This window comes from Methanomassiliicoccales archaeon LGM-RCC1 (assembly GCA_030168575.1).
Taxonomy (GTDB): Archaea; Thermoplasmatota; Thermoplasmata; order Methanomassiliicoccales; family Methanomethylophilaceae; genus Methanoprimaticola.
Genome location: CP115555.1, coordinates 712,780 through 735,967 on the forward strand (window position 1 = coordinate 712,780; position 23,188 = coordinate 735,967).

Sequence of the window (23,188 nt, forward strand, 5' to 3'; positions counted from 1 at the left end):
GCAATCGATTCACAGCGAATCGAAGAAGTTCTTGCGGAGATCACGTACGAACGAATCCTCGTTCTTCCTCTCCTCAAAAAGGGATTGATCAGCCGGTTCGAAGCTCAGCCAGTCGTAGTTCACATCGACCAGGGTCAATGCGTCGGGCCTTGCTACGCCGAAGTTGATCTCTTCAAGGTCGTCCAATGCCCTGTGTACGTCCTCCATGTCATGGATTCCTTTGGCGACGGATTCTATGGCTGCCACCATCCTGCGGATCATGTTCCAAAGGAAGAAGCGGGCCTCGAACTCCAGGATCATGATGTCGCCCTGAACATCGATATCGATCCTGTCCACCTTGGCTACGGTCGGCTTGTTGTCAGGTTTGCAGAATCTCGCGAAATCATGCTCTCCCAGGAAGATGTCTGCGCATTCTAGGGCAAGATCTATGTCCAGGCATTCGGTCGGAAGGATGTATCTGTAGATGCGGCTCGTTGCGTAGCGGACGTTGAAGTCCTCAGTCACCTCGCATACTGATCTGAAGTAGATGTCCCCTCCTATGGCGTTCAATGCCTTCAGGAGGGTTGTGTTGTGTGTGAAAACGGAGTTGAAGCAGATCGCGTTGCCGAGGGCGTTCACACCCTTATCGGTCCGGCTCGAGAACTTGAGGTCCAGGTCCTCCGGCGTCAGCTTGGAAACCGTGACCAGTTTGTCCAGAACCTCGGATTCCACCGTCCTTCCGGAAGGTTGGATCTGGGAGCCGTTGAATCCCTCGCCCAGGTAGGCGATCTTGACTGCCACTCTCTTCATGCCGAGCGGAGTTCCTTCATGTGGTCGACCCTCTTCTGAACGAGGGCGCGGGTTCCGATGTCATGCCTCAGGAAGATGGCATCGCACTTGACGTACTGGAGAGCCTTCTCGCAGTTCTGCTCGGCCTCCTCGAGGTCCTTTCCGATTCCGACGATTCCGATGGATCTGGAAGTGCCTGTGACGAGTTTGCCGTCCTTCTGGTCCACATTGGCGTAGTACACGACCGCACCGCTGTCCTTGATGCCCTTCTCATCGACTGTGATCTCGTGACCGGACTCTGACTTCACGCCGTATCCCTTGGGCACGATGTACTTGCACACCGTGGCCTTGTCGAAGAACTTCACATCGTCGCTGAGCGTTCCAGTGGCCATCTGAAGGCAGATGTCCTGGAAGCTGGATTCCAATGCAGTGAGGACGTTCATTGCCTCGGGGTCCCCGAATCTTGCGTTGAACTCGATGATCTTCGGTCCGTTGACCGTGAGCATGAACTGTCCGTAGATGGGTCCGCGGTAGGGGCATCCCTCCTTTGCCATAGCGTCTATGACGGATTGGATGATCGCTATCGCCTCCTTCCTCTCGGATTCCGTTATGAAGGGCAGGAGATGGTTGGAGTCGCTGTAGGAACCCATTCCTCCGGTGTTCGGCCCTACATCGCCCTCGTAGGCCCTTTTATGGTCCTGCACGAGGGGCATCGGGACGACCTTCTTGCCGTCGACGAACGCCATCTGCGTGAACTCCTCTCCGACAGCCTTCTCCTCGAGTATGACACCGGCCCCGCCGATGTTGCCGTCGAAGATCTCGTTGATGTATTCCATGGTCTCCTGCATGTTGTGCAGGTGCTCTCCCTGGACCTTCACTCCCTTTCCGCCTGTGAGACCTACGGGTTTCACCACGATCTCGTGGTCTATGGTCTTCAGGTAAGCCTCTGCGTCCTTGGCGTTGTCGAAGTGGGCGAATCCCAGGTTGCCCTTGATCTTGTACTTGTCCACGAGCTCCCTCATGAACGTCTTGGAAGTCTCGATCCTGGCAGCCGCTTTGGTGGGCGCGGCGCATTTGACGCCGATGGCCTCAAGGGCATCGACGATGCCGACCTCCAGAGGGGCCTCCGGTCCGATGTATGCGACCTCAACGCCGTTCTCCTTGGCGAATGCGCATACCTGGTCCAGGTCCTTCTCGCTGCAGAGCAGGTGCTTCCTCGATCTGGCGATGATGCCGGGGTTGGCGTTCTTCATGACCGAGTAGATCTCGGCCCCTGACCTGTACAGCGCCTCCACTGCCGCGTGCTCTCTTCCTCCGCCTCCGACTGCTAGTACCTTCATTTCAATCCCTCACAGGTTCAGGGCCGCCAGGATCTCGTCCAGGCCCTCTTCCTTCCTGACACTGCACTTGTAGATCTGCTTGAGACCTCCGGTCAGCTTGTTGTAGTCCTGGGCGATGACCTCGGGGTCAACTCCCACTGCGTCGCATATGTCCATCTTGTTCAGCACTGCGATGTCCGAGTGCAGGAAGATATCGTGGTGCTTCCTCACCATGTCGTCGCCCTCCGTTGTGGAGATGACGACGACCCTGTAGTCCGTTCCCAGGGGGAAGTCCGCGGGGCACACCAGATTGCCGACGTTCTCGATGAAGACGACGTCGTAGTCATCCAGGTTGATCTGCGCCAGGGTGTGCTCCACAAGGTGTGCGTCCAGGTGGCATTCCTTCTGCGTGTTGCAGTTGAATGCCTTCAGTCCAGATTGCTCGAATCTCGTGTAGTCGTCCACGCCGGTGACATCGCCTGCTATGGCGCAGACACGGACGCCCTTGGCCCTGAGCTTCTCGGCGAGCTTGATGATAAGAGCGGTCTTGCCGGCTCCGATGGATCCCATGAAGTCCACGGACTTGATCCCGTGCTGCTTCAGAAGCTTGTAGTTCTCGTGGGCGAGCTTGCCGTTCTCCTTCAGAACGTCGATCTCCATACCTGGCTGGACTATATGCATGGATTATGGAACGCAACACTCACTATTAAGGGGTTCGTTCACCGGTAACACCCATGTGTGAGGGTCGATATCATGTGCCAGATGATTGAAAATGACGAGATTGGAAGCCTTAACGGTCGTGCATGCACGGGTGCGGCTGCACGGATGCGCACGCGAACAGTTTTAAGACGGCTACATCTATCGGTCGCTGAACAGCATGTACTCAGATTCGCTTTCAAAGCAGCTGGAGGCCCTCGGCGCGGTCGAGGGTTCCAAACTATCCGTCACGAAGGACGGCAGGAACTCCGTGGGAACACTGATGCCCCACCACGAGTTCAGCGCCCCCGACGTACTGATCATCAAGGTCAAGAGCGGATACAACGTCGGAATCAGGATCACGCCCGATACGAAGATCGAGGTTCTGGAGAAGCCCATGGAGAGGGTCAGGAAGGACGTCCCTGTCGAATTCCAGAAGGGACTGCCCAAGCTGGTCCTCATCGGTACCGGCGGTACCATCGCATCCTATGTGGACTACAGGACCGGTGCCGTGCACCCTGCGCTATCCACTTCGGACATGGTAAACGCCGTCCCGGAGATCAGGGAGATCGCCAATGTCGATGCGACCGTTCTCTTCTCCATATTCTCGGAGAACATGGACGTGGACCACTGGCAGGAGCTCGCTCAGGAGGTCAAGAGGCAGATCGACGGCGGAGCCGACGGTATCATCATCCCCCATGGTACGGATACCATGGGATACACCGCAGCCGCTTTGTCGTTCATGCTGGGCGACGTTCCCAAACCCGTCGTGCTCGTCGGAGCACAGAGGTCCTCGGACCGTCCGTCCTCCGATGCTTCCAGCAATCTGATGGCATGCGCCAGGTTCTGCGTCAACGGGAAGAAGTCCGGAGTCTACGTCATCATGCACGACACCTCCGGTGACGATTCCTTCGCCGTCCACCTCGGAACGAGGGTCAGGAAGATGCACACCTCAAGGCGCGATGCGTTCCATTCAATTAACGTAGCTCCCGTCGCACATCTGGACAAGGACGGGAAGATCGAGATGCACATCGATGGCCACAACGTAAGGTCGGGAGAGACCGTCGTGAAGTCCGACATGGAGAAGTCGTGCATCCTGCTCCAGTACTATCCGGGTATGGACCCCAAGCTGTTCGAGGACATCATCATGAAGTCCAAAGGGGTCGTCATCGCCGGATCGGGTCTGGGGCACGTAAATTCGAACATGGTCCCCCTGCTGAAGAAGGCATGCGACAACGGAACGGTCATCGTCATGACCTCCCAGTGCCTCAACGGAAGGACCAACCTCAACGTCTACAACACCGGCAGGGACATGCTGTCTGCCGGAGTGATCACGGTATGGGATATGCTCCCGGAGACCGCCTACGTCAAGCTGATGTGGGCGCTCGCCAACTCATCTTCGGTCGAGGAGGCCAAGGAGCTGATGAAGACGCCTCTCGCAGGCGAGATGTCTGACAGGAGGACCATCGATGTCTGAGGAATACGAGATGATGTGCGGTATCGAGATCCACCAGCAGCTCGATACCAAGAAGCTCTTCTGCTCGTGCGACAGCATCCTCCACGAGGAGGGTACCGGCGCCATCTACAGGAGGCAGAGGCCCACCACATCCGAGATGGGAGAGATCGACAGGGCCGCTCTGATGCAGTTCCAGAAGCACTTGGGCTACAGATACCAGTGCTGCGAGGGATCCTCGTGTCTTGTTGAATTGGACGAGGAGCCTCCTCACGAGTGCAACCCCGATGCCATGGACATCGCACTGACGTTCTCCGAGATGCTCGGAGCGAACATCATCGATGAGATCCACTACATGAGGAAGATCGTCGTGGACGGATCGGACACATCCGGATTCCAGAGGACCGCTCTTATCGCAACGGACGGTTCAGTGGATGTCGGAGACAGGAAGATCTCGATCCTGTCCGTATGTCTCGAAGAGGACGCCAGCCGTAAGGTCGAGGCGAACACCAGCGAGGTCCTCTGGAGGACCGACCGTTTGGGAATACCCCTCATCGAGGTAGCTACCGGACCCGACATGAGGACACCCGAGGAGGTCATGGAAGTGGCCTTCAGGCTGGGAACCCTGTTGAGGGCCACCAGGAGGGTCAAGAGAGGTCTCGGAACCATCCGTCAGGACCTTAACATCTCCATCCCCGGAGGAGCCCGCATAGAGCTCAAGGGAGTCGGAGACCTGAAGCTGATCCCGGATTACGTCAGGAACGAGGTCACCAGGCAGAAGATGCTCATCCGCGTCAGGGACATCCTGAACGAGAGGGGCACAAAGGCCGTGCCGTTCGAGCCCATCGACGTCACCGACATCTTCAAGACATGCGAGTCCAAGGTCATCAAGGGCGCGCTGGACGACAAGGGAAAGGTCATCGCCGTCAAGCTCCCCGGATTCGCGGGCGTCATGAACGGTGATAACAAGACCCTCAGGCTCGGATCCGAGATGGCGGGATACGCTAGGACCAAGGGAGTCAAGGGAATCTTCCATTCCGACGAGCTCCCCAACTACGGCATCGACCAGAAGTACGTCGACGACCTGAGGAACTTCCTCGGATTGACCGGCGAGCACGACGCGTTCGTGATCTGCGCCGCGAAGGAGAAGAAGGCAACAGAGGCCCTCGAAGTGGCCGTCGGAAGGGCCAACCAGGGCCTTATCGGAGTCCCGGAGGAGACCAGGGATCCCCTACCGGATGGAACCACGAAGTATTCGAGGCCCCTGCCTGGAGCGGCGAGGATGTATCCCGAGACGGACGTCCCCCCGATCACCATCATGCAGGACAGGCTGGACAGGATCAAGGCCAACATGCCCGAGTTCCCCGAGCAGATACAGGAGCGCCTGGTGAAGGATTACGGCATCAACGCCCAGCAGGCCAGGCAGCTCGTCAGGGAATCCTATGACGAGAGCTTCGAGAAGATCGTCTCCAAGCACAGGGACTTCGCTTCGGTCGCAGCTACCATGTTCCTCAACGTCTACAGCGAGATGGAGCACGACGGCATCGATACCGCAGCCCTCACGGATGAGGGTCTTCTCCAGGTCTTCGACATGCTGGCGCAGAACCGCTTCGCAAAGGAGGCTCTGCCCAAGCTCCTGAGGGAGATGGCGGTGGGAACCGATGCCGAGGCAGCGATCAAGAAGCTCGGCCTCGAGGCTGTGGATTCCGACGAGGCGAGGCAGATCATCGAGAAGATCGTCAACGAGCGTGCCAACTTCGTCAAGGAGAAGGGAATGGCCGCCATCGGCGGTCTCATGGGACCAGTCATGGGCGCTCTCAGAGGGAAGATCGACGGTAAGCAGGCCAACGAGCTCCTCACCGAAGCCATAAAGAAGATCCTTTGAAGCCCTAGCGGTCCGCGAGTTGTTGATAAAACATGACCAGCGACGATTACGGGTGACACAATACCCGTCTTAGTCGCTGGTCATTTCGTGGATTCTTTGCGATTAGTATCGTGATTGAAGAGATCAGAGTGCATTCTCTTTCCGATTTTACACAGGATTGAGTGTTATGGCCATAGGTCTCTTGGGAGACCCTCTTTTGGATAGCTTCCAATAACTTTGGACGGTCGGAACGAGTTCCGGAATTGCACCGGGAGTTGGGAAGTGCATGAATCCGATATGTGTTTATGTCAACATCAACGAGATTATTAATATCAAGAATTTATTGGATATATCCAATAAATTCACAGTGATATCATGGAGATTAGCAGACCAAGGTACCTGGACAGGCTCATAAGGCTGAGATTCAAGGGAGGTGTGAAGGTCATCACCGGTATGAGACGCTCCGGGAAGTCATATCTGTTGTTCAACTTATTCAAGGATTATCTCCTGTCAATAGATGTACCCGATAGGAACATCATCTGCATAGCATTGGACTCTGTTGAGAACGCTCATCTTCGTGACGCTGTAGCACTGTATGAACAAGTATCGTCTCTAATCACCGATGATTCAGAATATTACATCCTCCTGGACGAGATACAGCTGGTAGAAGGCTTTGAGGAGGTCGTTAATAGCCTGAAGAGGAGAAGGAACGTGGATGTGTACATCACTGGCAGCAATTCCAAGTTTCTTTCCTCCGACATTGTCACGGAGTTCCGCGGAAGGGGGACGGAAATAAACGTGAGGCCGTTGTCCTTCTCCGAATACCTTCCCTATTCTGGAAAGGATGAACGCACAGCATGGTATGATTACCTGACTTATGGAGGGCTTCCGGAATCCATTGATCTGGAAACGGAGGATAGGATGGCATATCTATCCGAACTGATCGATGTCGTGTACATGAGGGACATCATCGAGAGGAAAAGGATCCGGATGCCCGATGTGATGGATTCCGTGTTCAGCGTCCTCTCCTCGGCGATCGGTTCTTTGACCAATCCGAATCGTCTCACCGATACGCTGCGCAGCCATCACGTAGATGTCGCCGGCACCACTGTGTCCGAATACATAGACCATCTGAAGGATTCCTTCCTGTTCGAGGAATCGAAGCGCTTCGATCTCAAAGGCAGAGCGTATTTCGATACCCCTTCCAAATACTACGCCACCGATCTCGGACTCAGGAATGCTAAGCTAGGCTTCAGGCAGACGGAGTTCAACCATCTTATGGAGAATGCGATATACAACGAGCTCAGGTACAGGGGATATTCCGTTGATGTAGGCATCATAGGTTTCAGGGAGTACATAGAAGGCAAACGTGAATACAGGCAGCTGGAGATCGATTTTGTCGCCAACAAGGGGAGCGAGAGGTACTACATACAATCGGCCTATCGCATAGATGACGATTCGAAGAGGAAACAGGAGGTCAGACCCTTCTTGAAGATGAATGACGGTTTCAGGAAGATCATCATCGTCGATGGGGATGCACCGAAGACCATAGACGAGGACGGGGTTGTGACCATGAATGTAATCGATTTCATGAAGGATCCTGAAAGTCTAAACAGAATCTAATGGATATATCCAATAAATTCTTGATATAAACGATATCGTTGATAGAAACACAGTCATCCGTTGGATTCATATCCATCATAGTTCTCGAAACATTTACAGAGCGTACTGTGTCGAAGTCAGGCAGATCGTCATAAACCTCTTTTGAATCATCATTCCATGTGAGTGTTCCCGGGGTCTTCCTTTCTGTTGATAACGATCAGGGCCAGTAGGATCAATGTTATCCCCGTGGCCGTATCGATCCCGACGCCCTCTCCGTAGATTATCAGCCCTATCACAGTCGCGGCCAAAGGTTCCGCGTAGGTCAGTACAGATGCTTTCCCCGCTTCGATCTTTGTGAGGGAGTAATTGAACAGCACGAACGGCAGCAGGGTGACGAACAATCCCATGCCGACCACGATGAGCAACGCATCCGCTGAATGCATCATCAGATCGAATGCTCCGGGCAGGTCGCAGAACGGGGCCAGCCCCACCCAGCAGATCAATGAGGTGTAGAAAAGAACGGTCGATACGCTGTATCCGTCCCTGCTCATGATCTTCGAACCGATAGTGTAGATGCTGAAGCAGAATCCCGACAGCGCTGCCAGGAATATGCCCCAGAGATCCATCGAACCAGGGTCCGTCAGAACCCCTGTGCACAGGACGCTCCCTATGAAGGCGCCGATCACGGCCAGCACCTTGTTCCTGGTCAGCTTCTCCTTGAGCACGGGGACCGATATCAGAATTACGAAGAAGGGAGCGACGTACTGTAGGACCGATGACAGCGAGAGCGATATCAGGGTCATAGATTCGAGATAGGTGTAGGAGTTCAGGATAGTACCGATCAGACCCATCATCAGTAGGACGCCCACTGTCTTCCTGTCGACCCTGAACATCTTCATGTTTCTGACCATGATGTACGCCCAGACGATTACGAAGATCATCATGTAGCGCAGGCAGGTGAGCTGCATCGGAGATATGCCCAGATCGTCCGAGGTGCGAACGAACAATCCGAGGAGACCCCATATTATACCCGCGGATAATGCGGCAATGATACCGAGATGCTCGGAGTATGAGGTCATGAACTGTCCATTCTGAGCAATCTATATGGTTGTTACTCACTGTGCCTTAGGCCTGATTTCCAGGACCGCTAGCTTCTCGAAGAACAGCTTGAGCTCCCCGATGCTCTCTACATCGTAATCGTCCAGAAGATCCCAGAGCGCCTGTGTGTCCATCAGCGACGAGATGACCACGACTATCCTGCCCTCCGGATTCAGATGGTCAGAAGATCCGTCGAGGAGGTCCGGAAAAGGTCCGAGGCCGTCGGGTCCTCCGGACCATGATCTGGCCAGCAGTCCGTCCTCGTCCACAGGGAGATAGGGCAGATTGAACAGGATCGTGTCGAACCTTCCTTCGATGTTAGAATAGACGTCCGTCTCCACCACGGTGATATGCACCCCATTCTCTCCGGCGTTCCTCTTGGTGAGCTTCACGGCCTTGGGGTTGATGTCCCCGGAGGTTACGATGCATCCGTTCTTCGCACAATGGATGGAGACGACGCCGGAACCGCAACCGATCTCCAGCACCTTTTCACCCTTCCTAACGTTCAGCGATTGGATGAACAGGATGCTGTCGTCCGACGGGGGATAGACATCTGGGTTGGATAATATGTGGATCTCGGGATCGTAGTCCATGCTGCTGTATCGGCAGGATACAATATGCTACTTTCCAGTGCCTAGGACTGTTAATGCAGGAGGAACGGACGGTGGGGATTGTGTTTCAGAGCTTGGAGAACTGCCTGACGACCTCTGCGAACTCCTTTATGGTCTTGTCCGCATCGCCGTGCTCTATGCCGTCCCTGACGCAGTGGTTGATGTGTCCCTCGAGGACGATCTGGCCCACGCTGTGTATGGCGCTCTTGATAGCATTGATCTGAATCATGATCTCCTCGCAGGGGACGTCCTCGTCGATCATGCGGTCGACCGCGGCAACCTGTCCGGCGATTTTCTTCAGACGCTTGTGGAGGTTCTCAGAGTCCATGCAGTCTATCATGATGGGTGGAAAGGGATCGTCTGATAAATCTTATCTCTTATTGGATGCGTTTGGCCACAACATCCCCCTGTGCCTTAGGTGCCGAGGTGAGGACTTCGTTGGCGATCTCCTCTGCCCTGTCCTCGTCGCAGTCGATGATGAACCTTCCGTTGACCATGAGTGCGGCACCGTTGACTCCAGGCATCTTCTGGATGTGGGCCTCGAGCTTGTCGGCGCATTCCTGGCAGGTGAGTCCGGTTACGAAGAAAAGCATCCTCATGAGGATGGGAACGCATCGGTCGTATTTGATTCCGTTTGAACATGGAGGCTGAACCAAACCATGTGTTATATTCGGCGTTGATCTATACAATACCATGATGTTCGGTGACAAGATCAGGACGATCGTGAACAGGGTCACGAAGGAGTACGAGCCGGAAGCGATCATTGTCTTCGGTTCCGTGGCCAGGGGCGAAGCCACCGAGGAAAGCGATCTGGGCATCGCTATCATTATGGATTCCGACCTGTCGGAGCACGAACGCAACGTGAGGATGCGCGTATGTATAGGTCCGATCGGTATGGCCGCGGATCTGCTGGTCTTCACTCCCTAAGAGGTCTACATCGGCGACCGATTCTGCATCGATAATATCCGAGATAATGAGGACGGGAAAGGTAGTCCATGGATCCGCTTGAATCTGCGGTATCCCTGAACACGTCTACCGTTGATATCTCTGAACTACAGAGAATCAGATTTCAGAACAAAAGATGAGGGGAAGATTCCCTCGGATAAATTGAGATCGAGTCTTTTAACAACAGCCGCACAGGTACAGAATGAATAACATGACCGCTGCGCCACCGTACAGGAGCCCCAATAGGCAGACGACGTAGCATCCTAATTTGAATACCCCTACGAACAGAAAGTAGAAGACAGCGACGATACCGCATAACAGGCCTTCAAGCAATGAAACATCCGTATCAGGATTGCTGACCGACGATGTTCCGTATCCGAAACCGGCGGAGGGGAGGGTGCTGACCGAAGGAGAAACTTCACAACTGCTGTCATAACAGCTGCTGTAATCATCATAGTATGACAAAGGGATGCTGGAATCCGAACTGCTGGAATCGGAACCGCCGGACGGAGTTTCCTCGTCCCCGAACAGCTCCTTTAGACATCTCCAATCATCAGTGGTCCCTATCTTCTGGGAGCCACTTCCATGGATCGTTCCGTCAGGATCTATGTTACCTAAGATTCCATGCTGTGAGCTTATGATCTAACCGTTAGGATAGATTGTGGCGATGTTATCGTAACCGCGGTAGATCTCCTTTGATCCGAACCACGAATCAACTATATCCACGATTTCGCCGTTATCACATCTCTATACTTCTGTCATATCTGTAACCCTTGTTGACCTTGTGAAGGGTATTGGTAAAGGGTTTGACGAGCAGTCCAGAGAGCCTCCGACATGAAAGAATCGGTGGCTGACATTCATGCTCTCGATTCAACACCGATCGGTTCGTGGGTCTGTACCTCATGGATAGATCTTGGTCCCGCACCTGTCGCAGCTGTATTCGGTGTTGCTTGCTGTTCCGTTGAGGCCCAGGTCGAGGGTCTCGACCATCTCCATGACGCCTACTTCGCCTTTCTCCTTGCAAATAGGACAGATCTTACAATCTGACATTTCTAGACACTCCTTTTGTTTTTACAAGTCGCAGGTCGGAAGACTCCGGCCCACCGTACTTGTTGATTATAGATAGTATAGTTGGTATATAAGTTTTTAGATATTTGTACTAACTAAATTACAGAATATGACGGCGATGTGAATTTTGAATAAAGATGAAGAGAAGATCCTGAAAGAAGACATCAACCGTCTGGATGACGGACGATCATTGAGATTTGGTCTCGGATAACCCGGGGTTTGAGACAGGGTCGGGATCAGGTATTGCGTTTTGTCTGAGCTTCTCGACCTCTTTGAGAGCGCTCAACAGGGCAGCGTTGATGAGGTCCAGATCCGGAACCTCTTCGTCCATGATGGAGTTGATGGTATCTATGCGCTTCTTGAGGGTCAGGTAAGCTGGATCCAACATGATTTGGATCTGTTTGTAGAACTGGTCAGAGTCTCTGGCATCCGAGGAAGCGGTTATTTCGTCAGCGCGTCCGCTTTCCGCATGTCTGTTTGACATGCGGGATCTGGGTGCCTTATATCCGAGCGTTATCGTGCTGCCATTGGGCATTCTGCGTCTTCTGAGGGGGACTGGTATCTCCGGATTGGACATGAGCCGGATCTTATCTATGCCTTTATCGGTCAAACCGAGATATTGAGTATTGTGGGCCCCTACCCTGGTGACTTCCACGTATCCTTCGGAGATGAGATCCTTGAGCAGGGCGATCTTGGTCTGTCTAGAGTATCTGATAACGCCGTAAAGATCCTCTTTCTTGACCTCCACTCCGTTGTTGCTCTGTTCCGCCAGATAGCAAAGGGCCTTGTAGACCTCCTCCTCGCGTGTCTTCCAGGATGAACCTGCCATGGAAGTATCATGAATGTAGAGGTATAATTAATTTGTAGTTGTATGATTTATCTGTCTAGATGTATGATTTTATAGATATATTTATTAGTTGGTTCTACTAATACTAACTGATAACATGACGACGGTAAAGGACAGGATCAGGGGGAACGCGGAAACAGATGATTACTACATAATCGATGATGATGGGATCAGGATCCCCGATCATACAAGATTAGAAGGGACCAACGAATTCCTAAGGCGGTGCCAACCGGTGGATGTGGCCGACGTCGAAGACAGAACATACGGTACACCCGTGGCCAGCAGAGATGGGACGGTGTATGTGGATACTGAACCGTGTCATTGTCTCATAATAGGGGGATCAGGCACCGGGAAGACGCTGTCGTTCACACTTATCAAGGCCATACAGGCACTGAAGGCCGGTCATTCTGTGGTATATCAGGCTTCGAGAAGGAACAATCTGAAGGTCCTTCAGGACACCGCCAAGCAATTGGGGATCGAGCCTGTCATTATCGATCTGGAGAATCCCCAGTACTCAGACCCCTTCCCGATCCTATTCCCTGTCAGTAAGAATATCAGGAGTGAGGACCCTTGGGATAGGATCAGGGGCATGAATATGGCCTCGTCGATCGTCAACAGCGCACTTCTGTTCAATAGCACACAGAATGCAGAATGGCTGATGGGCACCACCAATTTCACGGAAGGAGCATTGGAATTTGTAACGAGGGAGATAGATGGACCGGAGATGAACACCAGGAGTATACTGAAAGTCGTCGAAACGGTTCTGGATCCGGAAGACAGCCCATTGAAAAGAACCATAGAGGATGATGATCACTACAAAGCGAAATTCGGACCCATCCTATTGCAGAGTGCCATGACAACGCTCGAAGGATACAAATCGGTGTTCCATTCCACCTTTGTGTTAACCCTCTGCAGCCCTAGGTTCGCACCGGTTTTGAATGGTTCGCGGACCGAGATCTTCTCTATGGATCAGAAGCAACAGCTGCTGATCCTGATCAGTCCCGAAGGGGACCCGATAGCTGCGTCGATCACAAAGATGATCCTTTCGATTCTGCATGACGTCATCGTAGACAATGTAGGATCATACGGAGGTACATCGGAGCTCCCTGTGGACTTCATCCTGGATGAGTTCGGATTTCTCGGATTTGAAGCAGCTCGGCAATGGGTCTCTCAGGACAGGGAACGCGGATTCTACCACACCCACGGATGCCAGAGCCTCAGACAGATCACCGCAGATGACGATTCCATCTTGGACAACTACAAGATTTTGATCTTCACCGGGAGCTCGAACATCTCAACACTCAATGAATTCCAGTCTATGCTGGTGGTAAACCGGATCCCATTGATATCAGCTGACCAGCTCAGGAAGATGCAAGTGGGGGAAGCGGTCATCATTACAAGAGGCAGGAACCCATACTATGCAAGGATGATGAACCTCAGAGATATGGTGGACTCCGGGCCTCTAGAAGGAAAAAAGAGGGAATATGTGGACCTGCCCACGATCGACAAAGATTTCGTCCCTAAGAGTAAAAAGAGCAAGAAGGTGATCTTCGATCTCAACTATAGCGAGTACCTAAGACTCACCAACAATGTGAAAGAACCTGAGGACGCCTCTAACGAGAATAAGAAGAAAGCTGTAAAGAAAGAAGTCGAGGATGATCAGGAGAGAAGGATCAAGCATGACGAAGAGGTCATTTCCTTGCTTCACGGGGTCTAGGCGTGGTTTGACCGGGATTTCTCGGATGAGGACCTTCTCGGATATATGGCGATGAAGACCAACGCAGAACTCATGAAGCTGATTAGGGAGGAAGGGTTCACCATAAAACGCAGGAAGGCAGATCCGACCCTCACCGACGCGCTATATGAGTGGTTGGCCGTAAAGGGGTACGATGTGAATCCGAATATGGGAGCGACAATAATCAACATGGCCATCGAGGGTGAGCAATTTGACTTCATGTGCGTCTCATCCAAAGCATACAGGGTGCCGGCATTCCACGGAAGGCCTTTGAACATCGGGAAGCATTACATACTCACGACGGAGAAGTTCGCCTATGCTGAAGTGGCCTTATCCATCATTGTGCATGCGGTCCGCTGCATCCATGGGATGGAAGAAGGGGATTTTCTGAAAGACGGCGATCTCTGGGAGGGGAGGTTCGAGCCTCTGAGGAAAGTGATTTGATCTCAAGTATGGGAAAGTGTTGGATCGGGAGCGGAAAAACGATCGCAACAGCACTGAGCATCCGGGAACATGTATCTTATATCGGTACCGAGACTTCGAAGCATGTTCCGTTCGGATGATGTTCCGAGCGGATGGTCCGATAAGCATGCAAAGTCCGAAGCATCATCGCTAAATCCTCGTACCAGATATCAATGGACATGATCCAACTGGACATCCTGGCCGTCGGCTACCTGGAGAGGGACGAGGACGGGAACATACTCAAGGCAGATTCCACCAGCGTGCTGGTCCGCACGCCTAAGCACACCATAGTGGTGGATCCCAGCACGAAGTACATGAAGCCGTTCCTCAAGACGTCCTTCCAGCAGATCGGGGTGTTCGTCAGGGATGTGGATATCGTGGTGCTCACGCATACACATGAAGATCACATCGAGAACCTGGACATGTTCCCGAAAGCGAAGGTCTACGTGCACAGCGGTGCCGAGAAGGAGATCCCGGGAGCCATCATCGTGGACAAGGACGAGTACGATCTCTGTGAAGGTGTGAAGCTGGTCTACACTCCTGGGCACTGCCCGGAGGAGATCTCCGTGTTCGTCGACGCGGACAGACATTATGTCATAGCCGGCGACACGATCCCTCTGGAGGATAACTTCTTCAAGAACATCCCTCCCCGTCTGAATACTGACCCCGAGCTCGCACTGCAAAGTATTAAGAAGATAAGGGACTACGCAGACGTAATCATACCGGGACATGGATTCCCGTTCATGACGGAACAGTGATGCAGATGATCAAGAGAGAGATGCCGGACACGATCTACTTCGATTGCCCCGATTGCGACGAGGAGACCGAGCACCAGATCCTGAAAGGAAGGATGGGCAAGGCCTCGATAGAGGGTACCTTCAGGTGCACCTCCTGCAACCGCATCTCCTCGATGACAATCAAGATCCCCGAGCTCATCGAGGTGCCCGTCGTCTTCAGCGACGGGGACGTCTCAGAGACAGTAAGGACCACCATCGAGAGCAATGACATCATCCAGGAGGAGGACGAGTTCTTCCTCGACGACGGAAGGAGGGTCTGCGTCACCCATGTGGACACCAAGGACGGAAAGTACAGGAAGAAGGTGCTGGCCACAGATGTGAAGAAGCTGTGGGTGAAGCAGTTCGACATCCTGACCATCAAGGTCTCCGTCAACGATGACGACCACACTTATTCTCTCAGGGTAGAGGCCGAGCCGGACGACGAGTTCGTTGTCGGTACACAGCTTTCTTTCGAGGACTTCGACTGTCTGATCCACGCCATCAAGACCAAGCACAGCCTTGTGAAGAAGGGCGTTGCCGAGGCCAGGGACATCACCAGGATCTACGGCAAGATCAGGAAGAAGAGGTACGAGGTCCTTGATTTCGAGGACGATGACGAGGACTTCGACGAGGACGACTACATCATCGACGATGATGACGAATGATCATTCCTCTTCTTCGAGGATGTAATCGAGAACGTCAGCGATGTTATCGGAGACCACTGTGTAGGTGGCCGCATCGCTGGTGTAAGGGTCCGTCGGATTGAATGCGATGGACATGCCCGAGTTCTTGAACATGGGGATGTCAGTGAACGAGTTGCCGATGGAGACCGTCCTCTCGGGAGTGGTCCTGTACTTCTCGATGAAATGGCGCACGTTGATGCCCTTGTCCTTCAGGTCCACGATGAGCTTGCCTTCTCCGGTCAGTGTGCCGTCTGGATTGGTGCAGATCTCGTCCGCGGCGAAGTCGTCGAAGCCGAACTCGTTCTTGATCAGCAGAGCGGCCTTGTCTATCCCTCCGCTGACTATGACGCATCTCACGCCGTTCTCCTTCAGGCAGGCCACCGTCTCCTGGATGCCTCCGATGAGGGGCATGTCCTGGAAGAGCTTGGCGATCTCGTCGATGGTGACGTCCGGCTTCTTGTTTGTCCAGAGGGCTATGTCCCTCCTCATGAACTCCGATTCGTCTATCTCCCCGTTGCAGTAGGCCTGGTACGTGGGTTCGTTGTCCACGTCGAAACATTGATGCACCCAACACCATGAGCTCCTCAGTTTGGTCAGGACTCCGTCCATGTCGAAGCAGACGAGATCGTACTTGTTCATTCAGGCACCTCGGTGTGATACCCGATGCAGGACAGGGATAAAACTGATTACGGTCTCTCCTTGTCTTTTTCATCGACGGGAGGGAGACCGTTCTCCATCCTGTACTGGGCGACGAGTTTCGGACGTACGGAGTACGAGTATGCACCGAAGAGGATGACGATCACGAACATGAGTCCCGACAGCATCGTGCTGCCCATGAGCATGGCCTCCTCGCTTATGCTTCCCGCGGAACAGAAATAGACGATGGCCGCCAGAGCTATCATGACGATGGTTACGCTGACGATGGTGATCAGGGTGATTATTTTGTCCTTCTTCTTCGGGCTCATCTTCAGAACTCCGTTGGATTAATGTTCCAAGGTATCCTGGTCTACGTAGAAAAATGATTGCCGCCTCATCGCCATTATATCTCTCGGACTCCTTCGGATTCTCATGATCACCATAATCGGCACGGGCCACGTGTTCAATCTTGCGGAGCCCGTATCCTTCATCGTGAAGAATACATGGCCGGATGCGGTGCTCATAGAGTTGGACAAGGCTCGTTACGAGACCATGATGAACGACTACAACGGTGTGAAGCCCAAGGGCGATCAGAAGATGTCCGCCATTTACGCCAACACCGCCAAGTATCAGCAGAAGATGTCCGAGCAGAGCGGCAGCCAGCTGGGAGGCGAGTTCCTCGCAGCGGTGAACACAGGCAAGCTGGTCAACGCCGACATAATCCCGATCGACACCGATGCCATGCGCGTCATGAACGAGATGTGGGACGAGATGTCGGCATCCGAGAGGCTGCGCTACCGTCTATCCGGAATCAAGGACTCCTTCGGAGGCATCAAGAAGGTGGAGAACACGCACAAGAAGTTCGCCGCCAACGAGGAGGACTATGTAGAGAGCATGCGCAAGAGGTATCCTACGCTGGTCAGGAAGCTGATCGACGAGAGGAACGTCTACATGGCCGACCAGATAAACGAACTCTCCGAGAAGTACAAGAACATGGTCGTGGTCGTCGGTGACGCCCACGTCGAGGGTCTGTGCAAGCTCCTCAAGGAGGAGCACATCAGGAAGATCAGGCTGAGCGACATCATGGACCGTGAGAAGATGAACAGGATCCGTCAGATGGTTTGGGACGGGAGGGAGACACTTGAAGGTTAAGCTATTGGCATGCACACAGAATGCGGACAGGATATGCGCGGCGGCAGGGAACTCATGTTACTCGGAGAGGTCCTCCGCAGAGATCGTCGAGGACATCGATCCCGAGAAGACCCTTTCGAGGATCGTCGGCATGGGGCACCACTCCGTCATCGAGCATGCGGTCTTCACATTCTCAGTGGAAGGCGCTTCGCGCGCCCTCACGCATCAGCTTGTGAGGCACAGAGTAGCCTCCTATTCTCAGCAGAGCCAGAGGTACGTTTCGATGGACAAGGCGGCCTTCGTCACACCCCACACGGTTGAGGACAACAAGGATGCCGTAAAGCTCTACGATTCCGTCATGGACACCATTTGGGATGCATACAAGAAGCTCGAGGAAATGGGGATCCCGGCGGAGGATGCGAGATACCTCCTTCCCAACGGTTGCACCACCAACATCACCATCACCATGAACGCCAGGGAACTGCTCCATTTCTTCTCCCTCAGGAGCTGCAACCGCGCTCAGTGGGAGATCAGGGAGATGTCCGATCAGATGCTGAGGATCTGCAAGGAGATTTCGCCCATCATCTTTAAGAACGCTGGTCCGCCCTGTGTCAGGGGACCTTGCCCAGAGGGCAAGAAGACCTGCGGTCAGCCAAGGACCGACCTATGAAGGAGATCTATCTGGCAGGCGGATGCTTCTGGGGCGTCGAGAAGGCGATGTCCCTGCTGAAGGGCGTGGTCGGCACGGAGTGCGGATACTCCAACGGCGATCCTCATCTAACCCCAGATTATCTCCTGGTCTGTTCTGGGCGCTATGGTTACGCAGAGACCGTCAGGGTAGTCTACGACGAATCCATCGTTGCTCTGGACAGGATACTTCAGGCGTTCTTCATGATCATAGATCCCACGAAGCTTAACAGGCAGGGTAACGACAGGGGTATACAGTACCGCACCGGAATCTACTGGACCGATGAGCAGACAGGCGAAGAGGTCTCTCGCAAGGTCGCCAGCATAGCGGAACATTATTCGGAGTTCTATACCGAGGTCTTGCCCCTTCAGAACTTCACCAGGGCCGAGGAGAATCATCAGAATTATCTGGACCGGACACCGAACGGTTACTGTCATATCTCTCCGCAGATCATGGCAGAGATCGCGAAGATGTGAGACGTCCGCATCCAGCTCGCTTGAAGATGCAATCATCTTTTCAGCAGATCCTCGATCGAGCATCCAAGACTGCGGGAAAGATTGTACAGCGTGTCACCAGCCGCTTTGCCGATGTCCAAGGCCCCCTGTTCATATCCGCGCAGCGTCCTGATGTTCATATTGGCGAATCCCGCGAGCTCCGACTGTGTGTAGCCCAGAGCTTTCCTGCGTGTCTTGATGATGTTGTCCTCCACCAGATACGTCCCGATCTCGTCAGCGATGTAATCCAGCGATGACGAATGCAGACGCTCGTAATTGTCGAGGAGCATCGATACGGGATATCTCTCCAGGATGATGCTGAACGGTCTGAAGAACTTCCATTGAAGGTAGGCCACCACGAAGCCTGTCCAGTATTCGGGTCCGGCGATCATCACGTAGCCGTCAGGATAGCGGATGGGATGGTCGATAATGATGGAGGCAAGCTCCTGTCCCGAACGACCGGCGAGAAAGTCCGGATGGGAGGATTCAATGCCCTGGGCGACCTCCGACTCAGAGAACAGGCGGGAGAATTCCGACTCGTCCATACGCTCCTGTCTGAGCAGCAGATCGAACACAACCCCGACATTACGCTGGACAAGATCGAGATATGTTTCACTGTAAGGATGGATCATAGTTCAGCCCTCCCGGTGATGAGGTCCATCAGGTAGATGTCGTCCTTTTTCGGCGGGATCGCAACCATTTTCCCGTAAGCATCGCGTGCGGCGCAATCCCTATTTCTGCGTCTGATCGCATATGTTGATGCGGGAACCTTCTCGCATCCGCTGAAGGCCATCCTGTCAAAGGCCTTCTCCGATCTGAGCACCACCTGTCTGCCCAAATCCCCCAGATTCATCGCTTCGGATAATTTGCTCAGAGGGATCACGTTCTCTAGGAAGTCCCTGGCGAAATTGAAGTAAGAATCATCGGCACGGTATCCGCAGACGATGTCGTATCCTTCCAGATCTATCAGGTAGTTGTCGAGGATGTATTGCTTCCCCAACACCGAGGTCTGGCTGCGGGGTTCGAAGACACGGTTATCGATCAACACGGCCAACCAATTCAGGATGTTGCTGTCCTTGGAATTCAGATCGATCTTCTTCAGCCCTGATGAGTCCAACGAATAGGTGTTGACGAAACCATCCGACCCGTTGCGGCAAGCCCATTCCTTAGCGAGCTCTATCGATTCTGTGCAGTAGAATCCGCGGCCGTAATCGTTGTCCTTCCTGCCGTATCCGAATATCGGGGACGAGACTATCTGGTTGGATCCGTGATATAGTATCATTATAATGTCACTTTCAATAATAAAAATAACATTGTGATATTATATGATTATGCCCGCCCGTTCCTAAACAGCCATCAAGTCGAGTCTTGCGAGGGTAAGATTGAAATTCCAGACACCTTACCAGATGTTACTTTTGAAACCGCTAATGCTTTCAAATAGGATTATATAGGGTATCGGCTTAATCGGGTTCAATTCGGTGAACGATATGGGAAGAATAAGACCCACCTACATCAAGAGAGTCTCCATCGAGTTGCTCAACAAGTATCCTCAGGCATTCACCAAGGATTTCGAGGGCAACAAAGAGATGGTCGCGACCCTCACAGATGTCTCATCAGTGACAATGAGGAACAGGATCGCTGGTTACATCACCCGCTACCTGTCGCACCCTGAGGCATGAAAACCTCTTAACCTTACCTTAAGGTACCGCATATTCTGCCCGCGTGGGGTAGCTTGGATATCCTGTGAGATTGCGGATCTCTTGACCCGGGTTCGAATCCCGGCGCGGGCACCATCGTACTGATTTCTCGGAAAATTAGAAGAAAAGAGGGGGCTGTATGCCCCGTTTTTGTTCAGTTAGCCTTCCTCTTGTACAGGTAGTCTGAAAGCGTGAACATGGTGAAGATGATGCTTCCTGCGATCATCATCCACGGGCCGATCCCAACATCCATGAATCCGGCTGCTTCAACGATCTCGGCTATGCGGAAATAGCACAGCACGGATATGACTATGGCAAGCACACCCACCACGACGTTCAGCAATGCTGATTTGGTATTGAGGTTGGGTTTGATGGTGGAAGCGGATGTCAATGTCACCAAGACGAAGACGATCAGATCCAATAAGTCCGCTCCTCCCGGAGGGTTGTTGAAAGCCAGGATAACTCCGATCAACGCGATGACGGCCCCTATCGTGGCTATCACTGCGACGAGATTGAACTTATACTTCAGTTCTTCCATGGCCTTTCGATGCGAATCGTAGTATAAAGTAATGAGTTCTGGAATTCATTCCTCGGACTCATCGTCCTTAGGCCAGACCTCTTTCACGATCTCGCTCTCTCCCGGCGGCAGGATCCTGGAGATCTCCTCCTCGGGAACGTTGAAGCGCTTCGCCATATCTCCTGAGATGCGGTTCTTGTTCTTCCCGGGACGGATCACGAAGTACTTCTCGCAGTCCTTGAAGCAAGATGCTGGGCCGCACATGACCTTCCTTGATCCCTGGTAATCGATCTCACCAACGATGAGCTCCAGAGGCAGGTGGTATTCGTAGTTCCTCTTTCCGCGGATGATGAACGCGCCGCGGGGGACGAACTCTCCGGGGTTGGGGGTCTTGCTGACCTGGTCAGGGTACACCCAATAGGCACTTCCCTCGGATACCGCTCCGACCCATCCCTTGGACTGGGCCGTAGCGAATTGGCAGGCCTCTCTCAATTCCTGATTGGATGCTGATGCGCCGTCCTTTATGATGGTGGAAGGTGCTCCGTGGATGTCGGTATGGCAGTACAGGTCCTTCTCCTTGAGATGCTTCTTGACTACGCCGTCGTTGGTGTGGGCGTCCCTTCCTGCGATGACCAGTTTGCCTTCGGATGTGAAGAACCATTTGAATCTCTCGAACCAGAACTGCTTGGTAGGCTGCGCTCTGCCGGCCATCGCGGCCTTCTCCTTTGCGATGCCCTTCTCCTTCTTGGCGAGCTCCGCGCGGCTGTCGTTGAGAGCATCCTCGGCGTGCCTGCCCTTCTCGCCGATATCCTTGCTCTGCTGGTAGATGTCGGATGCGTTGGCGTCCAGTCCCTTGGTGTAATCGAGGGTGACGGTCTCTCCTGCGAACTCGCCCGTGACCAGGTTCTTGGAGGGGTCGATGTCCTTGACGTAGGGGATCTTCATGGCGCCCTCCTTCAGCTTCTCCCATGTGAGCTTCTGGCTCTGTTCGTTCAGGACCCCCAGAAGCTGCGATACGTTCTGGTAGTCGGTGTACAGAGCTTCGGCTTTCCTCTTGAGCTCCTCGCACCTCTCCTTGTACTCCTGGACGGTCTCTTCCTGCTTGAGGATCCTCCTGTTGAGCTTCTCAACCTCGGGGTCGACATAGGCCTCCTCTTCCTCGTCCTTCATCTGCTGAACGAAGGCGTCGATGACCTCGGACATGCTGCCGAATGGCTTGGATTCCAGATCGTCGTGGGAGAGCATCTGGATGGGTGCGAAGTCCTCTATCTTTCCGTCCTTGATGTAGGCGGTGGTCTCCGGAACATCGATCACATGTTTCACGATGTCCTTCACCTGGGCGTACATCTTGGAGAGCATGTCGTCAGGGATTTCCGATGCGGGCATGGTCTTGTCCGCTCCGGTGCGCTTGCAAACCTCCTCGGCATACTGGCCTCCGAGGTTCACCGCAGTGGCGAGGGTCCTGACGCAGTCCGATTCCGATTCCTTCATAGCCTGGATGAAGTCCGCCTCGGTTGATTCAACCGGATTGAATCTGGGCTGGGGCCAGATGTAGGGCTCCTTCGGACGGACCTTACGGTCCCTCATCGTCTTCTGGATGAGGCAGGTGTCGATGATGCCGTCCTTCACGAGGAGGACGTTTCCTCCTCCGAAGATCTCGAAGATCAGCTTGTACTCCGAATCGGCCTTCAGCAATTCCATCTCCACGACCCTGTCGAATCCGACTTGCCTGACCTTGCCGATGCGAGCATTGTCAAGGTATTTCCTGAGGTATGTGGCGAACGAGGTGGGCTGTATTGGAGTCTCCGGTTTCGCAGCCGGTGAGTACAGCCATTTCTTGTCCTTGAAGAAGAGATCCTTCTTGCCTTCGCCCTGGACGTTGATGCGGAACAGCACGTTCCCTGCACCCCATTGGAAGATCTTGTCCATATGGGCACCTTCCAGAGCGGACAGCTCCGTCGCTATGGAACGGACGTCGAAGGAACTCATCTCTTTCTTCATGATGGAGGGTTAGTGCCGTTTATGTGATAAAAGGTCGCATCCTTATGTCGGGATATAGGATGGAGAAAAGGGAGGAAGGAGGGCACTGCCCTCCTGT

Annotated in this window: 27 protein-coding genes and 1 tRNA gene; 13 read left to right on the forward strand and 15 right to left on the reverse strand. The window is 53.5% G+C overall.

The genetic code is table 11. From position 1 onward, the window contains the following. Nucleotides 1-9: 9 nt before the first annotated feature. From PED39_03490 to hypB, 3 genes are read right to left on the reverse strand one after another with little or no spacing between them, the layout of a single operon-like run. Nucleotides 10-789 (reverse strand): tRNA pseudouridine synthase A, encoded by a 780-nt coding sequence (locus tag PED39_03490; protein WII08279.1) that lies wholly within the window; start codon nt 787-789, stop codon nt 10-12. After that, nucleotides 786-2,108 (reverse strand): phosphoribosylamine--glycine ligase, encoded by a 1,323-nt coding sequence (purD, locus tag PED39_03495; GenBank protein WII08280.1) that lies wholly within the window; start codon nt 2,106-2,108, stop codon nt 786-788. Before purD ends, PED39_03490 begins: the two co-directional genes overlap by 4 nt. A 9-nt stretch (nt 2,109-2,117) precedes the next feature. Further along, nucleotides 2,118-2,768, reverse strand: a complete 651-nt coding sequence (gene hypB / locus PED39_03500) for a hydrogenase nickel incorporation protein HypB (protein WII08281.1) — start codon at nt 2,766-2,768, stop codon at nt 2,118-2,120. A gap of 196 nt (nt 2,769-2,964) precedes the next feature. Here hypB and gatD point away from each other — a divergent pair, with 196 nt between their 5' ends. The 3 genes from gatD (at nt 2,965) to PED39_03515 (ending at nt 7,723) form a co-directional block, all read left to right on the forward strand. Further along, nucleotides 2,965-4,260: a Glu-tRNA(Gln) amidotransferase subunit GatD gene (gatD, locus tag PED39_03505; protein WII08282.1), complete on the forward strand. Its 1,296-nt coding sequence runs from the start codon at nt 2,965-2,967 to the stop codon at nt 4,258-4,260. Further along, complete coding sequence (gene gatE / locus PED39_03510; protein WII08283.1) at nt 4,253-6,121, forward strand: Glu-tRNA(Gln) amidotransferase subunit GatE; 1,869 nt, start codon at nt 4,253-4,255, stop codon at nt 6,119-6,121. The genes gatD and gatE overlap by 8 nt, the downstream gene beginning before the upstream one ends. Before the next feature lie 354 nt (nt 6,122-6,475). Continuing rightward, nucleotides 6,476-7,723, forward strand: a complete 1,248-nt coding sequence (locus PED39_03515; GenBank protein WII08284.1) for an ATP-binding protein — start codon at nt 6,476-6,478, stop codon at nt 7,721-7,723. A gap of 149 nt (nt 7,724-7,872) precedes the next feature. Here PED39_03515 and PED39_03520 read toward each other — a convergent pair whose 3' ends face one another. The 4 genes from PED39_03520 to PED39_03535 form a co-directional block, all read right to left on the reverse strand. Beyond that, nucleotides 7,873-8,781: an EamA family transporter gene (locus PED39_03520; GenBank protein WII08285.1), complete on the reverse strand. Its 909-nt coding sequence runs from the start codon at nt 8,779-8,781 to the stop codon at nt 7,873-7,875. A 36-nt stretch (nt 8,782-8,817) separates the two neighbouring features. Next, nucleotides 8,818-9,393 (reverse strand): methyltransferase, encoded by a 576-nt coding sequence (locus PED39_03525; protein ID WII08286.1) that lies wholly within the window; start codon nt 9,391-9,393, stop codon nt 8,818-8,820. A gap of 85 nt (nt 9,394-9,478) precedes the next feature. Beyond that, entirely contained in the window at nt 9,479-9,751 is a 273-nt protein-coding gene (locus tag PED39_03530; GenBank protein WII08287.1) for a metal-sensing transcriptional repressor, read from the reverse strand. 37 nt (nt 9,752-9,788) lie between these two features. Further along, nucleotides 9,789-10,010 carry a heavy metal-associated domain-containing protein gene (locus PED39_03535; GenBank protein WII08288.1) on the reverse strand — a complete coding sequence of 74 codons (222 nt, stop codon included), beginning with the start codon at nt 10,008-10,010 and terminating at the stop codon, nt 9,789-9,791. A 94-nt stretch (nt 10,011-10,104) separates the two neighbouring features. Between PED39_03535 and PED39_03540 the strand changes: the two genes are divergently transcribed. Continuing rightward, complete coding sequence (locus tag PED39_03540) at nt 10,105-10,338, forward strand: nucleotidyltransferase domain-containing protein (GenBank protein WII08289.1); 234 nt, start codon at nt 10,105-10,107, stop codon at nt 10,336-10,338. Between the two features lie 918 nt (nt 10,339-11,256). Here the strand turns inward: PED39_03540 and PED39_03545 are convergent. Both PED39_03545 and PED39_03550 read right to left on the reverse strand, forming a co-directional pair. Continuing rightward, a complete protein-coding gene (locus tag PED39_03545; GenBank protein ID WII08290.1) occupies nt 11,257-11,406 on the reverse strand; it encodes a hypothetical protein in 150 nt (49 codons plus the stop codon). 205 nt (nt 11,407-11,611) lie between these two features. Further along, nucleotides 11,612-12,253 carry a hypothetical protein gene (locus PED39_03550; GenBank protein ID WII08291.1) on the reverse strand — a complete coding sequence of 214 codons (642 nt, stop codon included), beginning with the start codon at nt 12,251-12,253 and terminating at the stop codon, nt 11,612-11,614. A 115-nt stretch (nt 12,254-12,368) separates the two neighbouring features. Between PED39_03550 and PED39_03555 the strand changes: the two genes are divergently transcribed. The 4 genes from PED39_03555 (at nt 12,369) to PED39_03570 (ending at nt 15,909) form a co-directional block, all read left to right on the forward strand. Further along, nucleotides 12,369-13,988 carry a TraM recognition domain-containing protein gene (locus PED39_03555; protein WII08292.1) on the forward strand — a complete coding sequence of 540 codons (1,620 nt, stop codon included), beginning with the start codon at nt 12,369-12,371 and terminating at the stop codon, nt 13,986-13,988. A gap of 45 nt (nt 13,989-14,033) precedes the next feature. Further along, nucleotides 14,034-14,450, forward strand: a complete 417-nt coding sequence (locus PED39_03560; protein WII08293.1) for a hypothetical protein — start codon at nt 14,034-14,036, stop codon at nt 14,448-14,450. A gap of 197 nt (nt 14,451-14,647) precedes the next feature. Next, entirely contained in the window at nt 14,648-15,226 is a 579-nt protein-coding gene (locus tag PED39_03565) for an MBL fold metallo-hydrolase (GenBank protein WII08294.1), read from the forward strand. A 5-nt stretch (nt 15,227-15,231) separates the two neighbouring features. Beyond that, nucleotides 15,232-15,909 (forward strand): HVO_0476 family zinc finger protein, encoded by a 678-nt coding sequence (locus PED39_03570; protein WII08295.1) that lies wholly within the window; start codon nt 15,232-15,234, stop codon nt 15,907-15,909. Here PED39_03570 and PED39_03575 read toward each other — a convergent pair whose 3' ends face one another. Both PED39_03575 and PED39_03580 read right to left on the reverse strand, forming a co-directional pair. Beyond that, nucleotides 15,910-16,566, reverse strand: coding sequence for an HAD-IB family phosphatase (locus PED39_03575; GenBank protein ID WII08296.1), 657 nt, complete (start codon nt 16,564-16,566; stop codon nt 15,910-15,912). It abuts the gene before it with no gap. A gap of 47 nt (nt 16,567-16,613) precedes the next feature. Beyond that, complete coding sequence (locus PED39_03580) at nt 16,614-16,892, reverse strand: hypothetical protein (protein WII08297.1); 279 nt, start codon at nt 16,890-16,892, stop codon at nt 16,614-16,616. Nucleotides 16,893-16,995: 103 nt separating this feature from the next. On the opposite strand from PED39_03580, the gene PED39_03585 reads away from it, so the two are divergent. The 3 genes from PED39_03585 to msrA are packed head-to-tail and all read left to right on the forward strand — an operon-like array spanning nt 16,996 to nt 18,858. Then, complete coding sequence (locus tag PED39_03585; protein ID WII08298.1) at nt 16,996-17,715, forward strand: TraB domain-containing protein; 720 nt, start codon at nt 16,996-16,998, stop codon at nt 17,713-17,715. Beyond that, complete coding sequence (thyX, locus tag PED39_03590; protein WII08299.1) at nt 17,705-18,364, forward strand: FAD-dependent thymidylate synthase; 660 nt, start codon at nt 17,705-17,707, stop codon at nt 18,362-18,364. The genes PED39_03585 and thyX overlap by 11 nt, the downstream gene beginning before the upstream one ends. After that, entirely contained in the window at nt 18,361-18,858 is a 498-nt protein-coding gene (msrA, locus tag PED39_03595; protein WII08300.1) for a peptide-methionine (S)-S-oxide reductase MsrA, read from the forward strand. The genes thyX and msrA overlap by 4 nt, the downstream gene beginning before the upstream one ends. 32 nt (nt 18,859-18,890) lie before the next feature. Here the strand turns inward: msrA and PED39_03600 are convergent, their stop codons facing one another. Together PED39_03600 and PED39_03605 are read right to left on the reverse strand one after the other, a co-directional pair. Further along, nucleotides 18,891-19,508, reverse strand: coding sequence for a helix-turn-helix transcriptional regulator (locus PED39_03600; protein WII08301.1), 618 nt, complete (start codon nt 19,506-19,508; stop codon nt 18,891-18,893). Then, a complete protein-coding gene (locus PED39_03605; GenBank protein WII08302.1) occupies nt 19,505-20,158 on the reverse strand; it encodes a DUF3990 domain-containing protein in 654 nt (217 codons plus the stop codon). Before PED39_03605 ends, PED39_03600 begins: the two co-directional genes overlap by 4 nt. Before the next feature lie 205 nt (nt 20,159-20,363). Here PED39_03605 and PED39_03610 point away from each other — a divergent pair, with 205 nt between their 5' ends. Both PED39_03610 and PED39_03615 read left to right on the forward strand, forming a co-directional pair. Beyond that, complete coding sequence (locus tag PED39_03610) at nt 20,364-20,555, forward strand: 30S ribosomal protein S17e (protein WII08303.1); 192 nt, start codon at nt 20,364-20,366, stop codon at nt 20,553-20,555. Nucleotides 20,556-20,592: 37 nt separating this feature from the next. Next, nucleotides 20,593-20,669 (forward strand) — tRNA-Arg (locus PED39_03615). Nucleotides 20,670-20,727: 58 nt separating this feature from the next. Here the strand turns inward: PED39_03615 and PED39_03620 are convergent. Together PED39_03620 and rqcH are read right to left on the reverse strand one after the other, a co-directional pair. After that, nucleotides 20,728-21,111: a hypothetical protein gene (locus tag PED39_03620; protein WII08304.1), complete on the reverse strand. Its 384-nt coding sequence runs from the start codon at nt 21,109-21,111 to the stop codon at nt 20,728-20,730. Between the two features lie 45 nt (nt 21,112-21,156). Next, entirely contained in the window at nt 21,157-23,091 is a 1,935-nt protein-coding gene (gene rqcH, locus PED39_03625; protein ID WII08305.1) for a ribosome rescue protein RqcH, read from the reverse strand. Between the last annotated feature and the right edge of the window lie 97 nt (nt 23,092-23,188).

Bases quoted from the DNA above. Each gene is read 5' to 3' on its own strand.
- PED39_03490 (WII08279.1), bottom strand. From the start codon at position 789: ATGAAGAGAGTGGCAGTCAAGATCGCCTACCTGGGCGAGGGATTCAAC.
- purD (WII08280.1), bottom strand. From the start codon at position 2,108: ATGAAGGTACTAGCAGTCGGAGGCGGAGGAAGAGAGCACGCGGCAGTG.
- hypB (WII08281.1), bottom strand. From the start codon at position 2,768: ATGCATATAGTCCAGCCAGGTATGGAGATCGACGTTCTGAAGGAGAAC.
- gatD (WII08282.1), top strand. From the start codon at position 2,965: ATGTACTCAGATTCGCTTTCAAAGCAGCTGGAGGCCCTCGGCGCGGTC.
- gatE (WII08283.1), top strand. From the start codon at position 4,253: ATGTCTGAGGAATACGAGATGATGTGCGGTATCGAGATCCACCAGCAG.
- PED39_03515 (WII08284.1), top strand. From the start codon at position 6,476: ATGGAGATTAGCAGACCAAGGTACCTGGACAGGCTCATAAGGCTGAGA.
- PED39_03520 (WII08285.1), bottom strand. From the start codon at position 8,781: ATGACCTCATACTCCGAGCATCTCGGTATCATTGCCGCATTATCCGCG.
- PED39_03525 (WII08286.1), bottom strand. From the start codon at position 9,393: ATGGACTACGATCCCGAGATCCACATATTATCCAACCCAGATGTCTAT.
- PED39_03530 (WII08287.1), bottom strand. From the start codon at position 9,751: ATGATAGACTGCATGGACTCTGAGAACCTCCACAAGCGTCTGAAGAAA.
- PED39_03535 (WII08288.1), bottom strand. From the start codon at position 10,010: ATGAGGATGCTTTTCTTCGTAACCGGACTCACCTGCCAGGAATGCGCC.
- PED39_03540 (WII08289.1), top strand. From the start codon at position 10,105: ATGATGTTCGGTGACAAGATCAGGACGATCGTGAACAGGGTCACGAAG.
- PED39_03545 (WII08290.1), bottom strand. From the start codon at position 11,406: ATGTCAGATTGTAAGATCTGTCCTATTTGCAAGGAGAAAGGCGAAGTA.
- PED39_03550 (WII08291.1), bottom strand. From the start codon at position 12,253: ATGGCAGGTTCATCCTGGAAGACACGCGAGGAGGAGGTCTACAAGGCC.
- PED39_03555 (WII08292.1), top strand. From the start codon at position 12,369: ATGACGACGGTAAAGGACAGGATCAGGGGGAACGCGGAAACAGATGAT.
- PED39_03560 (WII08293.1), top strand. From the start codon at position 14,034: ATGGCGATGAAGACCAACGCAGAACTCATGAAGCTGATTAGGGAGGAA.
- PED39_03565 (WII08294.1), top strand. From the start codon at position 14,648: ATGATCCAACTGGACATCCTGGCCGTCGGCTACCTGGAGAGGGACGAG.
- PED39_03570 (WII08295.1), top strand. From the start codon at position 15,232: ATGATCAAGAGAGAGATGCCGGACACGATCTACTTCGATTGCCCCGAT.
- PED39_03575 (WII08296.1), bottom strand. From the start codon at position 16,566: ATGAACAAGTACGATCTCGTCTGCTTCGACATGGACGGAGTCCTGACC.
- PED39_03580 (WII08297.1), bottom strand. From the start codon at position 16,892: ATGAGCCCGAAGAAGAAGGACAAAATAATCACCCTGATCACCATCGTC.
- PED39_03585 (WII08298.1), top strand. From the start codon at position 16,996: ATGATCACCATAATCGGCACGGGCCACGTGTTCAATCTTGCGGAGCCC.
- msrA (WII08300.1), top strand. From the start codon at position 18,361: ATGAAGGAGATCTATCTGGCAGGCGGATGCTTCTGGGGCGTCGAGAAG.
- PED39_03600 (WII08301.1), bottom strand. From the start codon at position 19,508: ATGATCCATCCTTACAGTGAAACATATCTCGATCTTGTCCAGCGTAAT.
- PED39_03605 (WII08302.1), bottom strand. From the start codon at position 20,158: ATGATACTATATCACGGATCCAACCAGATAGTCTCGTCCCCGATATTC.
- PED39_03610 (WII08303.1), top strand. From the start codon at position 20,364: ATGGGAAGAATAAGACCCACCTACATCAAGAGAGTCTCCATCGAGTTG.
- PED39_03620 (WII08304.1), bottom strand. From the start codon at position 21,111: ATGGAAGAACTGAAGTATAAGTTCAATCTCGTCGCAGTGATAGCCACG.
- rqcH (WII08305.1), bottom strand. From the start codon at position 23,091: ATGAAGAAAGAGATGAGTTCCTTCGACGTCCGTTCCATAGCGACGGAG.